At 32.8% G+C, this 17,433-nt stretch carries 7 protein-coding genes; all 7 read right to left on the bottom strand.

Annotated elements, in window-relative coordinates; genetic code table 11:
- Window positions 1–4 precede the first annotated feature (4 nt).
- The 7 genes from OPR21_RS04790 to OPR21_RS04820 all read right to left on the bottom strand — a co-directional run bounded on the left by OPR21_RS04790 (window position 5) and on the right by OPR21_RS04820 (window position 17,347).
- Window positions 5–1,681 carry a WG repeat-containing protein gene (locus OPR21_RS04790; protein WP_265029672.1) on the bottom strand — a complete coding sequence of 559 codons (1,677 nt, stop codon included), beginning with the start codon at window positions 1,679–1,681 and terminating at the stop codon, window positions 5–7.
- On the bottom strand, window positions 1,642–3,969 hold the full coding sequence (locus OPR21_RS04795) for a glycosyltransferase (protein ID WP_265029673.1): 2,328 nt from the start codon (window positions 3,967–3,969) through the stop codon (window positions 1,642–1,644). Before OPR21_RS04795 ends, OPR21_RS04790 begins: the two co-directional genes overlap by 40 nt.
- A complete protein-coding gene (locus OPR21_RS04800; RefSeq protein WP_211908264.1) occupies window positions 3,926–4,879 on the bottom strand; it encodes an NAD-dependent epimerase/dehydratase family protein in 954 nt (317 codons plus the stop codon). The genes OPR21_RS04795 and OPR21_RS04800 overlap by 44 nt, the downstream gene beginning before the upstream one ends.
- 124 nt (window positions 4,880–5,003) lie before the next feature.
- The gene (locus OPR21_RS04805; protein WP_265029674.1) at window positions 5,004–5,753 is read right to left on the bottom strand and encodes an NTP transferase domain-containing protein; all 750 of its coding nucleotides are present in this window, start codon (window positions 5,751–5,753) and stop codon (window positions 5,004–5,006) included.
- 120 nt (window positions 5,754–5,873) lie between these two features.
- Window positions 5,874–13,298: an ankyrin repeat domain-containing protein gene (locus OPR21_RS04810; RefSeq protein WP_265029675.1), complete on the bottom strand. Its 7,425-nt coding sequence runs from the start codon at window positions 13,296–13,298 to the stop codon at window positions 5,874–5,876.
- 372 nt (window positions 13,299–13,670) lie between these two features.
- Window positions 13,671–14,750 (bottom strand): ankyrin repeat domain-containing protein, encoded by a 1,080-nt coding sequence (locus OPR21_RS04815; RefSeq protein ID WP_208571648.1) that lies wholly within the window; start codon window positions 14,748–14,750, stop codon window positions 13,671–13,673.
- Window positions 14,751–14,845: 95 nt separating this feature from the next.
- Complete coding sequence (locus OPR21_RS04820; protein ID WP_265029676.1) at window positions 14,846–17,347, bottom strand: ankyrin repeat domain-containing protein; 2,502 nt, start codon at window positions 17,345–17,347, stop codon at window positions 14,846–14,848.
- Window positions 17,348–17,433: the final 86 nt, after the last annotated feature.

Here is a 17,433-nt window from a genome sequence, read left to right on the forward strand (position 1 = left end):
ATGATTAACACCTGACATCAATGACTGATAAGTAATCTGTTAAAGGTACAACAGAAGAAATTTTGAATCCTTTTACTTGTTTGAGTATTTTTTCCCAATCGCTTAATGTTCTTAGTTTACCTCCTGTTTCAACCATTACATTAATATCTACAGAGCCTCCAGCTGGAGAGCGGTAATCTAAAATAGTTTCTATCAATAAAATACGAGATATTCCTTTGACCAATTTTAAATAAGACAATACTTTATCATCATCATAATGCTGTAGAAAGCGGCAAAAGACACCTAATTCATAATTTGTAGCTGATAGTTCTTCCTGAGTTATAAGTTTGACTTTTAAATTTTCTACTAACTGTCTTGGCACTTTATGTTCGTTATATAGGTCTATAGAACCTTTATTGTGTATATCAGAATAAGCAAGAAATAAAGAGTGTACACCAAATAGCAATATATTCTTAGCACCATCTATATTAATCCTAGAATTAAACTCTTTAGTATCAAACCTAGAATATCCTAGCAATGCTTGGTAAAACGCTATTTTCTTATCTTCTGATGCTTCTCTTTCCTTAAAAGATTCAAATGAAGAGATTGACTCCTGTTTTAGTATATCAGCAATCTTTAACCAATTCTTTTCAGCGGCAACTCTCGCCCACATTGTTGCTGCTTTTGGCAAAAATGGTATTTCCTTAAAACACTTACCTTTTAATGATAGTTGCCACAAGTCGTTATTCTTATCATAATCAATAAACCCTATTTCCCACAACGCCCTTAACAGCCTTTCTAGGTTTGGTACGATAATGTTTAACTTTTTAGATAAAACCGGCATAGTTGCAGGTAAAATATTTAACAAATCAAGTTCAATAGCAACGCTTGTTAGGTAAGTTTTCCAAAAGGCTGAAAGTTCTGCAGAAATCCTATGCACTTGAGATTCTTTACCTAAATCAAAAATACTAAACTTTACATTTCCGGTAATATCGATTTGTCTTAACACACCTTCAAAAGTTTCAACTTTTGCCATCCCATTATAGAATGCTTCTACCATTTTAAATCTCTGCTGGTAAACAGGATCACCATTAATATCTATATGAAACCAACCATGTTGATCTTCTGCAATAGAATACCCTTTATGAAAAACATTAAGATTCTTATACCATTTATTATGTACTAACTTTCCATGATGATTAATATGTGTAGCTTTACCATCCTTATAGACTACAGCGATACCATCCTTAAAATCTCCAACATAATCATATTCCTCCTGATAAATCCTGTTGCCATTTAAATTAATATGAAAACATTTATCATGTCTTCTAACTACACAAGCATCTTCCTGATAATTTCCAATCCATTGATAAGACTGTTTGTATACTCTACATCCAGATGGATCAATATGGTAACACCCTGTATCATCTTCTACGGCTGCTCTATTGAAGTAGAATCCAAAAGTTTTTAGAAATCTATTATGATAAACTGCTTCTCCTCTTACATTGATATGATAAGCACCTGTCTGATCATAAACCGGTGCAAGACCGGGCTCATGAAATTTACCAACCTTTATAAACCTATTTTCATACAAAGGATTTCCTAGCAACTCGTGAAAACTCTCACACGGTGAAATTTTAATAGATTTAAGATTATCTTTGATTAATTGATCAAAGGTTTTCTCATGTTGCATGTTTTGCATAATTTGTAATTTAAATAATTCTTTTGTAAGCTTAGGTACTCACTACTCTGCCATATTTCCTCGAGTTTAACCTCATTAACATTACCAAAATTTCCTAATGTCTTACGGAGTTCATCTGGAGCACAGCAAGGACTAAACTTTCCTTCATTGTTTATCCATGCTTCTTTACCTAAAAATGGGCATTGACCACCTGGAGCCAAATCCTTAATACCTTCTTGAGAAAGGATTGTGAAATTTTCTAATTTTATCTTTTTACCATTTGGCAATAGCATATTATCTCTAAGTTCGTATAACCTTCTCACCTCCGTGTTCCATCTACTAATTGCTAACTCATCTCTTCTCATAGATAGATCCTTAATTTCCTCAAAATGTGCCCAAAGATGATGTCCTTTAACTCTATCTATGCCGTTTTTTATGGCCATCTTAACTATGTCATAGAGTTCATGTAAATTACTTTCCAAAAATGTTAATTGTAAAGTAACGGTACACCTTTCACCTGTATCGCTAAAGTATTTATCTCTAACTTCAAGGAAAGTTTTTAAGTTTTCTGTCACTACTTCCCATTTTGAACCTTTCATGATTCTTTCATGAGTTTCTTTAGTTGCCCCATTCCAGGAAATCTTAACATCAGATAAAATTGGTACCAATAGTTCAGCCCATTTTCTAGCTCCTTTAATAGGAAAAGAACCATTGGTTGTGAGGTTAAGCTTAAGGCTGAACTCATGGCACAAATTGATTATTTCATCAAAGCTTTTATACATTAAAGGCTCACCCATAGTAGAAGGAATGATTTCCCTTAAAGGTGTGCCAGCTGCTTCCTTAATTACTTTTCTGATAGTTTCTATCGACAGTATCTTAGGTTTTATTCCTTTAGCTTTCTTTTCTTCTTTAACTTTGCTGTATGGTGAAAAACATTCGCACATTATACAAGCAAAATTGCAGTAATCTGGATTAGTATCAAAAGTAATTCTCCAAGGACCAGGTTTAACAGCTACTGATTTGCCTTTCTTTTCAATAGCATTACGGTAAATCTTGTTAAGTTTCTCAGTATGCTCACCTATAGAAGGTATATTTCCATTTTCAGTATAAGGATAGCCTTTTTGGGTAAGTTTACTATATAACCCCTGATCTGTAGATAGGATTTGCATTTTTTCTGATAAACTACTTGCATCTCTGTGCTTAAATAATAGTCCATCTCTTACATATTCTGCCATACCACCATAATCGGCTGTTATAACTGGTATTCTAAGTTGCTGTGCTTCATGTATTACTAACGGTGAATTTTCACCCCAAATTGAAGGAACGACTATTGCATCAACTTTATTAAATACGTCAGTAACTATATTCTTGTTATCGTAACTTCCCATCCACTCTATTCTTTCTTTAACAACAGGTGAAAACTGATCGGAAATCGCCTTTAAAGCTTTAGTTTCTTCTCTTGCTACTCCCCAAATTCTAAGTTTTGCTTTAGATGATAAGTGAGAAAAAGCTTTCAATAATAGATCAACACCTTTCTCGGGAGTATGAGTACCAATATAACCGAAAATAAACTCTTTTTCTTGTATTCTATTTCTATTCTTAAGACGATTGAGATCAAAACCATAATCAAGATAAGAAATTTTGTTTATCGGAACATTAAAATCCTGAGTAAATTTATCCATCAAGAATTTCGATGGGGAAATAAAGTAATCTATATAGTCTATTATTTTCCTTGTGTGCTTCATTCTAGTTGCAACCCATTGTTCCCAATAATTTAGGTCTGAATTCAGGAATTCTTCATCTCCTGTAAAATATCCTTTGTAACATTGGGTTGCACATTTTTGATCCTTTTGTCCATCACAAAGCCGTAACAAATCTTCAGAATTGCGTTGAATAAACCTTCCTCTTGGACACATTAACCAAAAGTCATGTAGCGTAAAAATTGTAGGTATATTTTCTTTAAAAGCAATTTCTGGTAAAGTAATTGATAGATGATTAAGATGACCAAAATGTATAAGATCTGGCTGAAAGTTATCTATTACTCTTTTAAATTGTATATCTACTTCTTCATTAATAAATTTGTAACGGTATTTAGCTATGGGTATATTAATTAAATGCAGTAGGATTCTGGAATCACTACGATCTAGTACTGTAGTGTAATAAAAATCAGGTAAAAAGCTATTTTCATACCTAGTAAATACTTGTACCTCATTGTTATTTGCTAGTTCATGAGCAAGAGTTTGGCTATAAACCTCTGAACCAGCACTATAATAAGGAGGGTAACCATGAATAACTTTTAATATTTTCATATATTACCATATCTATATTGTTAGGATATTCTTGTGTATTGTTTTGTAGACTTTTTATAAATTTACTTAATCCTACTTCTAATGAATGTTTTGGAGACCAACCAAGTAGCTCTTTAGCTCTAGTAAAATCACCATGGAACTTAGTTACATCAAAATTTCTTGGAGGATAAAAATCAATTCTAGAATCACTTTTCGTGACTTTTAATATTGTTTTTGCTAAGTTTTCTAAAGTACATGGGCTATTAGTAGTAAGATGAATAGCAGGAAGAGAAGATTTTTCGCTTTGTAAATATTTAACAGTTAAGCATATACCCTCTATAACATCATCCAAATAGGTAAAATCAAAAACACATTCTTTACCTTCTATTTTAATTGGATCACCTCTTAATGCATTAATACAGAGTGCAGGAATTACTCTACTGTTATGATCTAGTAAACCACCGTATACATTTGAAAAGCGTAATATTGCTACATTAAAATCTTTTGAACTTGTTATTTGTTCCTCAATAAATGCTTTACCTTTTGCATAATTATTTATTGGATCGATACTAGCAGATTCTGTAACTGGCAGTTCCTTCTGCTCTCCATAGACTTCCCTACTACTTGCATATATAAACCATGGTTTATTTGGAAGTGACTTACATAACCCTAAAAACCGCATTGTACCATCAACATTAATTTTTTGACACAGTGTAGGATAAAGTTCACCATGTATAACTCGAGAAATTGCAGCCAGATGAATGATTCCTGTACACTGAGCAAGTAGTGGTACTATATCTTCTGAAAAAAAACTGAGTGGATTATCGCGAAACCTAATATCGCAGCTTATTACTTCATGGCCTTGGTTTTCTAACTTTTTCACCAAGGTTGACCCTATCAAACCTGCAGCACCTGTTATTAATATCCCCATGTATACCCTCTACTACAACTAGGAAAATTTGTCGTACCAATTATCTTACAAGTAAGAATTAAAAGGTATTATAAAACCAGTATAAAACAAATGTCAACTTAAATTAATGAATAAAAAAATGTAGTTATGAAATAAAAGTTGGCTGCCTTCTTTCTTGAAAATAGTGTTCGGCTTTAATCAAATCCTCCTTATTATTTACTCCCATTGCTTCTCTTTCATCAGAAACTACATAACCTACACTCAAGTTATTGTTTGCTGCAATGGGCACTATATCATTAAGACAATATTCATTGGTCGAATTATTAAATTTTATTTCTTTTACTAAGGTAAAGAGATCTTTAGCATATGAAGCCATTATTCCAGAGTTTGCAAGAAGCATTTTATCTCCATTTTTTAGGATTTTTTGAACATTTCCGTAATTATCAATTACTAATCTTCCATATTGTTCATCTTGACTATTGAATCCAAGAAGAACTAAATTATTATACTTTAAACAATCAGTCATTTTCATAACTGTATCGCTAGATATAAAAGGAGTGTCTCCATACTGTACTAAAACTATGTCTTGATCAGATAACTCCTCCAGATTTTCTAGAGCAATTTTAACTGCAGTGCCAGTACCTGTAATATCTTCTTGAATTATTAGTTTTATATTGTATTGATCGATTATACTTTTTAGGGTATCAAACCTTTCTAAATCTTTTAGAAGGGAGTTGTTAACAACAATTGATAAGCTTTTTAGACTCAGCGATTTTGCATTAGAAATTATATGTTCTAAAAGAGTAAGATTTCCCACTTGGTGCAACGCTTTTGAATATTCAGAATTCATTCTACTGCTCTTTCCTGCTGCTAATATTATCAAAATGTTACTCATACATGACTTAGGGATTGATTAGATAGTAAGTTAATTTATAATTAATAAGATGTAAAGCCCACTATAATTTTCTAAATGATCTAGATCTTGGCACCCTCATTAGAGTTTCATTTAAGAGAGCTATAACTTCAAACTCTTTACTCTATTTTCTACGCTGACATCTTGTAAACTCTGATTTGGACTTTTTAATATTTCTAATAATCTACTTGCAAGGTTTGAGTGTTTATTGATTACTGCAACCTGGACTAATGACTTGTCTTGATCATTACGAGCATTTGTTACAGCTACGCGCTCATCAGGTTTTATTGCTTTCAGCTTACTGATAATTTCAACATTACCATTTTTTGCATTCTCAAACAGCTCTTCTACTAATTTCAATAGGTTAGTAATATTTTGGTCTCGAGAAAGATCAAGTGGTGCTTTACCTTCTTTATTCTTGATGTTATAAATTGCACCATGTTTTAATAAAGATTTTACAACTTCCAAGGAGCCACCTTTAGCTGCAACATGAAGTGATGTAGTACCACTAGAAGTAGTTTTAGCATTAACAAAGTCATTTAATTTATCACGACTGATATGTTGTAACAGAACCTCAACAATTTCTTTGTAACATTTGGAAGTAGCAGTGTGTAATGGTGTATTACCTTTATTAGTAACTTGACTAACATTAGCTCCATTTGTTAGTAAGATGTTTACAATATCTATGTGTCCATTGCTAACAGCGTAATGCAACGGTGTTCTTCCATCAATATCTTTATCGTTGGCATCAGCTCCATCTTTTAACAGACGCTGAACAGTTCGTATATCACCTTTACTAGCAGCAATGTTGATATCTTTCTGCAGATGCTGGAGAACCTCTGATGCTTCGCTACCCTCAAGCTTAAATCTAAAATTAATCATCTCTATCTTTTTTAAAATATCTAAAACACTCGGATGACTTGGTCCAAAAACAGCTTTTCTTTGATCAAAACTTTCTCTGTAGACTTTAAGTGCGCTGATCCATTTCCCTTGAGCAAAAAGTACATTTGCTATGTTGTATTGAGTATTCAAGGTTTCTGGGTGATTTTGTTGTAAAGCTTTTTTCTGGATATTTAAAACCTCTTGAAAAGCTTTCAAGGCTTCATGATATTTATTTTGATTGAAGAGTACCCCAGCAATGTTATGTAACGTTCTCAAGGTATCAGCATGATTAATACCTAAAATTATTTTCTTCTTTTCAAAAACCTCTTTATAGATTTTTAAGGACTCTTCGTATTTACCTTGGTTAGCTAGTACCATTGCTATATTATTTTTGGCACTCACAGTGGCTAGATCATGTGTACCTAGTGTTTCTTTCCTCTTTTCAAAAACTGCCCTATTGATATTTAACGCTTCTTCATATTTTCCCTGTTTATCTAATACTAATGCCATGTGAAACTGAGTATTTAAGGTATCTGAATGATTTGACCCTAGTATTTCCTTTTGTCTCTGATAGACTTCTTGATAAATATTAAAAGCTTCTTCATCTTTCCCCTGTCTATGCAGCACTAAAGCGATTGTACTTCTTGTACTTAAAGTATCCTTATCGTTTAAATCCAGCATTTCTTTTTGTTTCTGAAAAATCTCTTTAAGCATATTTAAAGCTTCTTGGTAAATTCCTTGCTTATATAGCACTTTGGCTATATATGTCTGAATATCTAAAGTACCAGGATTGTCTGGTCCTAGTATTTCTTTTCTTCTTTCAAATGCGCTTCTGAAAATACTTAAGGCTTTTTGGTAATTGCCTTGATTCAAGAGCACTAAAGCTGTATCAATCTGAGCGGATACGTCACTTTGCGATATCTGCTTCAACTGCTCGACTTTTGAAAAGTTACTATGTACTGCAGCAACTACTAACGTTTTGTTCTCTCTATTACGAGCACTCATCACTGCTTTTACTTTATCAATATCCTTTATCTTATTTAGGTCATTAATAACTTGAGCATTACCATCTTTAACCTTTTTAAATGATTCACTGACTAGTTTAAATAAGCTAGTTATACTTTTATCCACAGTAAAATCTGATGGTGTTTTCCCACTGTCAGAGACAGCATTGTATACTGCACCATTAGACAATAGGGCCTTTACAACTTTTAAGTGAGAGAACTTAGCAGCATAATGCAGAGGAGTAAACCCCTTGTTACCAACCACATTAGGATTAGCTTTATTTTGTAATAGAATATTGACAACTCCATCATAGCCCTTCCATGCAGCATAATATAATGGTGTTACACTATCAGCATTTTTGGCATTAACAAACGCTCCTGCTTTAATGTAATTCTCAACCTCTGAAGAGCTATTACGTTTTACAGCCTCAAATAATTTCTCAGTTGATGCTAATAGATTGATAACGTCTTTATCGTTAGTCATTTCTAATGGTCTTCTACAAAGCTTGTCAACAGCGTTATAAACTGCACCATTTTTTAATAAAACTTCAATAACGTCTTTATAACCAAAATTAGCAGCAATATGCATAGGGGTTAAGCCATTAGTATCTTTAGCATTAACGTCAGCACCTTGTGCTATCAAATACTTTACAACTTCTAACCGACCTTTCATTGCAGCATAGTGTAGTAATGTCTGGTTAGCTGTACCAAGCTCATTAATACTCAACCCCTTGCTAAGGAAAAACTCTACGGTATCTTTATAACCTTCTCTAGCTGCAATGTGTATAGGCTTTGATCCAGAGGCATTTTTAGCATTAATATTAGACCCTTCATCTACTAGACATTTTACCATTTCCAAGTTACTTTCCTGTGAAGCAATGTGCAGTATAGTCCAATCATCATTGCCTTTAGCATTCATATCTACTTTTTTATACTGCAGTAACATTTTAACCACTTGCAAATGACCATGTGCAACTGCTAATTCTAAAGGTGTTCTGCTCTTATTGTCCTTAACATTAACTTTTGCTCCATTACTTAATAGGACTTCAATAACATTAACATGGCCGTGTCCTGCAGCTATATGTAGTGGAGCACCTTCAACATTTACAAAGTTAACGTTAGCCTTGTTTGCTATCAAAATTTCAGCAACTTCTTCATGGCCTTCTTGTGCCGCAAGATATAATGGTGTTGTACTATTAATAGTCATAGCATCAACATTGGCTCCCCTTGCTATCAGAGCATTTACTATTTCCTTGTGGCCTCTTTTAGCAGCCAAATGTAATAGTGTAGCATCTTCAGGACCTTTCATATTAGTACGGGCCTTGTTTTTTAGCAAAATCTCTACAATATCCCTATAACCAGCGAGCACTGCTAATGATAAAGGTTCACCACCTTCTGCATTAACACTAGCTCCATTTTCTACAAGAACTTCAACGATTTCCTTATGATTATGCTTAATAGCAGAAAGCAATGGTGTTAGGTTGTTACTCTTAACATTAACATTGGCTCTATTTGCTACCAAAATTCCAACGATTTCTTTATAACCTTCCTCCACAGCTACATGTAATGGTGTACTACCTGCAATACCTTCCATATTAACTTTGGCTTCATTTTTTATTAAAAGGTTCACAATATCTTTGTGACCCCCTACAATAGCTGCATGTAAAGGTGTAAGACCATAATTAGCACTAGTATTGACTTCAGCTTTACTTTTGATTAGAAAAGCAATAGCGTCTTTATGTCCACTTAGAGCAGCTACATGCAATGGCGTCATGCCATCATTAGTTCTAGCATCAACTTCAGCTTTATTTTTTATTAGAAGATCAATAATATCTTTGCTACCATTCATCGCAGCTGCATGTAATGGTGTACTACCCTTAATGTCTTGAGCTCTAACTTCAGCTTTATTTCTTATTAGGAGTTCAATAATATCTTTGTGACCTTTCAGAGCAGCTACATGTAATGGTGTTAGATTATTATTGGCTTTATCATTGATTTCTACTCCATTTTTTATTAAAAGCTCAGCAACTGCCTTATGACCACTCTCTGCTGCATAGTGTAATGGCGTAGCATTATTTTTATCTTTAGCGCGAATGTTAACCCCATGCTCGAGAAGAGCAACAACTATCTTCAAGTGGCCACTCTGCACTGCAAAATGTAGTGGGGTTATACCTTCCACAGTGGCAATACTAGCATTTGCCTTATTTGTCAGTAAAGCCTTAACAATTTTCTCATGTCCATCTTTTGCTGCGTAGTGCAAAGGTGTGTTATTATAGGTTTTGTCAACAACATTAACATTAGCTCCATGCTTCAATAAAATATTAGCTATCTTTTCATGACCGTTTTCTATTGCATAGTGTAATGGTGTACAACCATCTATAACTCTGGAGTTAACATCGGCTCCTTTGAGAATTAAAGCATTCACTACTTCTAGGTGGCCATTTAGTGCTGCTGTATGTAATGGTATTCCCTCCTTATCGTTTCTTGCATTAACATTTGCCTCATTTTTCAGTAAAAAATTAACTAGCCCTAGATAACCACTTTCTGCAGCTATATGTAGTGAAGTAAAGCCACCCATAGTTTCGTTGATGTCAACATTCGCTTCTTTTTCCAGCATAATCTTAGCAACATCAATATGATTGTTTTTTATTGCATAGTGTAAAGGTGAAAAACCAGCTATATCTTTGGTATTAGTATTAGCATTATTTTTTAGTAGAATTTCAACAGCATCTTTGTGACCATTTTTAGCTGCAATATGTAGTGATGTTTTGCCACTATTATCTAGATCATCAACATATACACCTGTTTTTCCTATAAAAAATTCCACAATATTTTTCCTTCCATATGCAGCAGCAATATGTAGTGGGCTTTGACCATTAATATCTTTAACATTAACGTCTAAATTTTGATTAAGAACAAATTTTATAATTTCAAGACTAGGTCCCTTAGCAGCAAAATGTAATGTAGTCCATGAGTTAATACTTCTAGCATTGATGTCTGCTCCTTTTTTGAGATAACTCTTTAAGTCTTCAAGATTTCCTTCTTCCAACGCAGCAAACATTTTTTCCTGATTAGTAATAGTGATAAGGTTTTGATCGTATTTATCTTTCAGCTTGGAAGGATCATCTCTTACCGACTTGCCAATTTTCTTCTTACTTTTTATTACATTTTCTGAAATAAGTTTTTTAGCGTTCAAGATAACTGCTATTGAGGGATCAGATAACAATACATCAACTAAGGTATTATCGTGTGCTAAATGATTACGCAAACATTTTCCAGTTAATAAAGGAGTGTTATCATCTAAAAAAAGTAGATTGTTTTCTAGATGCTTCTCTGATCTACCTAAAATTGACATTATATCCAGAACAAGCATTTCTACTACTGCTTGCAACTTTTTATTCCTCTTGTAGGAAGGAAGCTTTTCAGTTAACTTGCCACTTAATGCGTTATTCCTCAAAATACTTTTCAGTTCAGATAACTTCAGTTCAAGCTGGTTATTGTATTTTTCTTCTGTTATGTTGTAAGCCTTCCTTTGTTTATGTATAGGAGTGAACGAACCTTTCTCATTCAACTTGTTTCTTAATTCCTCAATCCATTTAAGGTCACCTGTTCCAAGTTCAGCAATGTAAAAAATCTCACAAGTTAATCTATTTACTTTATCAAGGTTGTCATCCTGTATTCTTGACCTAACACTATGAGAAATTTTCATTGATAGTTCGGCTATTTCTTTAAGATTGTGAGACTCTATTTGGGAAGGAATATTCTCTAGTGTTTTATTAGCAAAGAATTTTATTCCTCTAATAACATTATGGTCAATCTTATTGTCATTCAAATCAACATCTAAGCTCTTTAATGATATAAACGCCGTAACATAATCAGTTCTGATATTTTTTGATTTAGTTTTTGCAAAATTGATTATGTTATCAATTTTATTAAACAGCTCCTTTTCATAATTCGTCTTTTCAGTTATATTATTGCTTAATTCTTTTATGAGTTTTTCAAGCTTATCATGTTCCATCACTTTAAAACTCTCTGTAATCATTTCATCTAATTCAACGTTACTAAATATTCCAGCAACTTCTTTTATCTCGTCTAAGTTTTCACTACTGGTAATTTTCTTTAGCAACATTATGACTATTTTAATCTTGTTATTGTAAAGAATATCAGTAATTACATTATCGATTCTTTTAGTATCATTTTGAACACCAATAAAAAAGTTAACATCTGTATTTTCCTCAATCTCTGTTCTTTTAGAGAGCGAGTAAGCATGTGATAGTGAATTACGTAAATCTATAATGACTTCTCTTGTGTTCTTTGGTAATGATAGTAGAAGAAGCTCGCTTGTAGTGCTAGATAACTTGGGAGATTCTAGAGTGTTTTTTAAATATTCACCAATAACCTGTAAAACCCTTGTAATAATTAACTGTCCTTCCCTTTCTTTAGGATTAGCTGATAATGCCAACTTTATATAATCACTTATTTTCTCTAAAGAATGAATATCCCTAATTTGTTGATAATCGCTATACAACTCTCCAAATTGAGGATAATTGCTAACGATCTCTGCAACAACCCTCTCACGTTTTAACTTCGGGAGATCAGCAAATTTACCAATGTCCACACCTTCTATAATATCTTTTTCTTCTTTAAGTTTCTTTGCAAAATTTTCCAAGTGGTCTAGTATTTTACTTTTATTCAATGTGGCATTATAGAATAGATTCATTTCCTGTCGTTTTATGTGAGAAGAAACAAAACTGATCAAACAAAATTCCATTTCTTCCCAAGGTAGTCTATCGTAGGTTGATTTCAACTGCCGCTTTAATATATGAATATTTTGTGCAATAAATTTTGCTATGAATAAAAACTTTTCATCTACTTTTTCTGTGTTTGAATACTCTGCCTTTAACAGGCTAATATTTTGAAGTACTAACTCAATCCGCTCTCTTATGTTATTAAGATAACTCTTCACATTCTGATCTTGTCCAGAAGCACTAGAGAAAAAACGGAGGTTTATCAACTTATTTTCAACAAAAATTTCTATCTCTTCTGACAAGAATACGTTCTTTAGTTTTAATTCCCCATAAGCTCGTGAAAGAATTTCATCTAATTCCCTGAAATGAACAGCAAAATAATTACCTGGCCATTTATTAATGAGTGTATCAAGAAGTTCAACATTACCTGAACGTATAGCATAATAAAACGCATTATGGCATGTTTCATCCTCATCATCTGGTAATATAGTAGTTTCTCTGATGCCAACAGATAAATTACTGAGAATTTTACTATTATTGCCAAGTAGGTATTCTAAAATCTTTACCTTATTGTGTTTACAAGCTAAGATAACTAAGTTAGTACTCTTAACAGGGTTGTTAGCATTATCATAATAGTCTCTCAAAGTTACTTGATCTTCTGCATCACTTATGTAATCAATAAAATTGCTTAATTTTTTTAAGCTGTCGACATTACCATCTGATATTGCCTCTTCGAGTTCAGTTAAAACCAGGAGATAAAGTTCTTCAGCTTTTGCTTTTCTGCGGTAGAGCTTTTTATATTCTCTAATAAACTCCTCTTTTGATGTGTAAGAACGTGATAAAAACTGTTTATCTTCTTGATAAAAACTGGTTTGTTGTTTAGGTACATGCATAAACCCTCTCTGAGATATATTTACACCAGTATTAGAATAGCAAAGTTTACTTAATATGGCAAAATTTAAAATAGCATCTTTTGTTAATAAAATATTTTTGAGAGAATATCTACTAATCCTGCAATTTCAGGACGAAAAGCCTTCACAACATTTGATTTTGGGTGTGGGAAATGTGTTGGTTGTTTAAATTTTTAGTAACACCTACTAATAATAACCCGTTTGAAAACAACAAAGAGAAATGATGATCAACTTACATAAAAAAGCACTAAGTTTAGTGTTTTGGCATTATAGCAATCTCTTATGTATCACCTCTCTGGAACCATACGACTAATTGTTGTTCATAAAAAACTCTAGTACTGACAAAAAATGTATTTATTCTAATCTTGCACGTTTGGTATCATTACTTATAGAAGTTTCATAAAGTCTTGTACCAGGCTCGACGAGATTATTTAAGGAACTTAAAGATTGAAAAGTACGTTTATTGGAATCATCAAACGCTACTATAAAGTTTAACAAGTTATCATTAGATAGATATTCAGTTATATTATATGTAGAATCATGATCCAGAATAATTTTCTTTTCTTTGGCATCTTGATCTGCCACATCTAATTTAGTATAAAATTGTATCTTACTTAACTTATTTAACAAATCTGCTCTTTCTAAAAAAGGTTTTACCTTATCTAATATGATATCATTATATATAGGATAGCGTATGGAATAATCAATTTTTGCTAGTCTTACAGATAATTGATTATTATATAGTACATGTATGTTGAAGTTATTTGTAACAAATTCATATAGTGGAAGGCTATCTTTTATTTCATCTGTTTTCATTTGAAGAATTTCACAAACACAGTCATCTAGATAACTTGATAATTTACTGTAATTACTGCATCCTTTATAAGGAGATAAGTCAATAATTTTTCCGTAATCCTTATTGAAGTTCCTTACTAAAGTAAATTTAATCAACAATTTAGCGCATGCTAGATCACTTACAGCGTTATCTAAAGATGTGGAACAATTATCATAAAGCCGTCGTTCACGATTTCTTATATTAATATCAGCTCCATATTCTAATAGTTCTTTAACTACTTCCAGATTTTTACCACTTTTTTTTACAGCATGGTTCAGTGCAGTATTGCCTTTACGGTTTGTTGCATTTACATCAGCACCATGTTTCAGAAGTTCTCTAACTAATTCTAATTCCTTCCCCAGTGTTATAGCAGAATGTAGTGGAGTTTCACTATACATGTTTCTTGAATTGACTTCGGTACCACCTAACAAAAGCTCTTTAGTAATTTCTACACTACTAGTAGTATGAAGTAACGTATCTCTATTCCTTTCTACTCTAAGGTTAGCATTAGCACCTGCAGACAAAAGAGCTTTAACTTTTTCTAAGTTTCGTTCATAGACTGCTTTTTCTAATTCTTTGTTAATATTATTATTTAGCATATTTTTAAAATCCTCCTAAATTTCACTATTTTGTAACAAAATTTTTGTATATTTTCTAGATCTTGGCACCCTCATTAGAGTTTCATTTAAGAGAGCTATAACTTTAAACTCTTTACTCGATTTTCTACGCTGACATCTTGTAAACTCTGATCTGGACTTTTTAATATTTCTAATAATCTACTTGCAAGGTTTGAGTGTTTATTGATTACTGCAACCTGGACTAATGACTTGCCTTGATCATCACGAGCATTTGTTACAGCTACGCGCTCATCGGGTTTTATTGCTCTCAGCTTACTGATAATTTCAACATTACCATTTTTTGCATTCTCAAACAGCTCTTCTAGTAATTTCAATAGGTTAGTAATATTTTGGTCTCGAGAAAGATCAAGTGGTGCTTTACCTTCTTTATTCTTGATGTTATAAATTGCACCATGTTTTAATAAAGATTTTACAGCTTCGAAAAAGCTATTTTCAGTAGCAACATGCAACGATGTAGTGCCTTTAACTATTGTTTTAGCATTAATAAAATCACTCAATTTATTGTGGCTTACACGTTGTAACAAAGCTTCAATAATTTCTTTATGACCTTTGGAAGCAGCAGTGTGTAATGGTGTATTACCCTTGTTAGTAACTTTAGTAGCATCAGCTCCATTTGCTAGCAAGATATTTACAACTTTTATGTGCCCATTATTAACAGCATAATGTAATGGCGTTCTTCCATCCACGTTCTTCGAATCAATGATTGCTCCATCTCTAATGGAACTCTCAATTCCTAAATAATTATTATCTTCTATAGCCTTAAATAACTTCTCAGTCAATTTTAGTAATTTTATAACTTCTGGGTTTCCTTTTCTTTCTGCAAAGTGTAATGGTAAAACATATCTACCTCCTTCAGCTCTAGCATTAAAGTATGCTCCGCTCATAAGTAGAGACCTAACTATATCTAAATTACCAATTTGTGCCCCTAAGTGTAAAGGCGTAGCATTTTTATCCATTTTTGCATTAACATCCGCTCCATTTATAATAAGAGTTTTAACTACCTTAGGATGACCATATTGAGCTGCAAGATGTAGGGCTGTGCCTTTATTTTGATTTTCTTTTACATTTACATCAGCACCATGTTTCAATAGAACGGTTGCTATCTGATCATAACCTTTTTCTGCTGCAAAATGTAAAGGAGTCCAATTTGTGTGATCTAAAGCATTAATATCTGCTTCCTTTTCTAAGAGCAATTCAACCACCTCTAAATGATCATGGTCTACTGCAAAGTGTAGAGGTGTAGTACTTTTAACTGTTTTAGCATTAATGTCTGCTCCTTTATCAAGCAAAGATTTAGCAACTTCTAAATTACCATCATATGCTGCACAATGTAGAGGAGTCCAACTTCTGTTATCTAGAGCATTAATATCTGCTCCATTTTCAATCAAGAAATTCATTATTTCCAAGCGATTATGTTCTGCTGCCAAATGTAGAGCTCTTCTACCATCATCCATCTTTGCATTTATATTTGCTCCTTTTGCAATTAAGCTCTCTACTATTTTTAAAGAAAAACCATTATATGCTGCATTATGTAAAGGAGTCCAATTCTGATCATCCACGGTGTTAATGTTTGCTCCATTTTTAATTAAAAAATCACTCACCTCGAAATGACTTTGCTGAATTGCTAGATGCAAAGGTGTAAAACCTTCGTTTTTTTTAGCATTAACATTGGCTTTTTTCTCTATTAGTAGCTTCACTACTTCTAAGTGACCATTCTGAGATCCTATATGTAAAGCTGTGGAATTATCGTGGTCCTTAGCATTAACATCAATTCCCCTTACGAGAAGAAGAGACTTAACTACTCCAAAGTGATTACGTTCTGCTGCTAAATGTAGAGGTGTAATCTTATCATCTGTTTTTGCATTAACGTTTGCTCCCGCTTCAAGCAGAACTTTAACTATATCTAACCTACCAGTTTGTGTTCCCAGATGTAAGGGTGTAATGTTTGCATCAACTTTATGATTACCTATGCCTGAAGATCCAGCGTTAATATTAGACCCTTGTGAAATAAGAGCTTTAACTACTTCGAGGTTACCATTTTGTACTGCAGAATGCAAAGGTCTTGCTCGATCATTATTTACAGCATTAACATCTAATCCCTTTTCAATAAAAACATTTACTATATCTAGATGACCATTCTCTGCTGCTAGGTGTAAAGGTGTATTAAGTTTATCTGTTTTAGTACTAAGATCTGCTCCATTTGCAATCAAGGTGTTGACTATATCTAAATATCCTTGCTGGGATGCAAAACTTAAAGGTGTAAAGCCTAGAATGGTCTTATGGTTTACATCTGCTCCATGAGCAATAAGAAAGTTAACCATCTCTAAGCGATTTTTTGCAATTGAAAAATACAGTGGCGTAAAGGCATCGTACTTAATCTCTGAATTAATATCTAAACCTTCTCCTAATAAAGTGTTGACTAAATCCAACTGACCATTTCCTGCTGCTAAATGTAGTGGTGTAAGACTAAGATGTTTCTGAGTTTCATAATTTTCATTTAAAAACTCTACAAAAAATTGTAGCTGATCCAGATTATTAGATATTCTATTAGTAAACATAAAGGCCTCGCATGAAGAATTTATGTAAAATATAGTATCTACAAGTTTTTAAGCAAGATAAATCTTCTTCTTAAAAAAGATACTGT

This window comes from Wolbachia endosymbiont (group A) of Philonthus cognatus, assembly GCF_947251755.1.
GTDB classification, from domain to species: Bacteria; Pseudomonadota; Alphaproteobacteria; order Rickettsiales; family Anaplasmataceae; genus Wolbachia; species Wolbachia pipientis.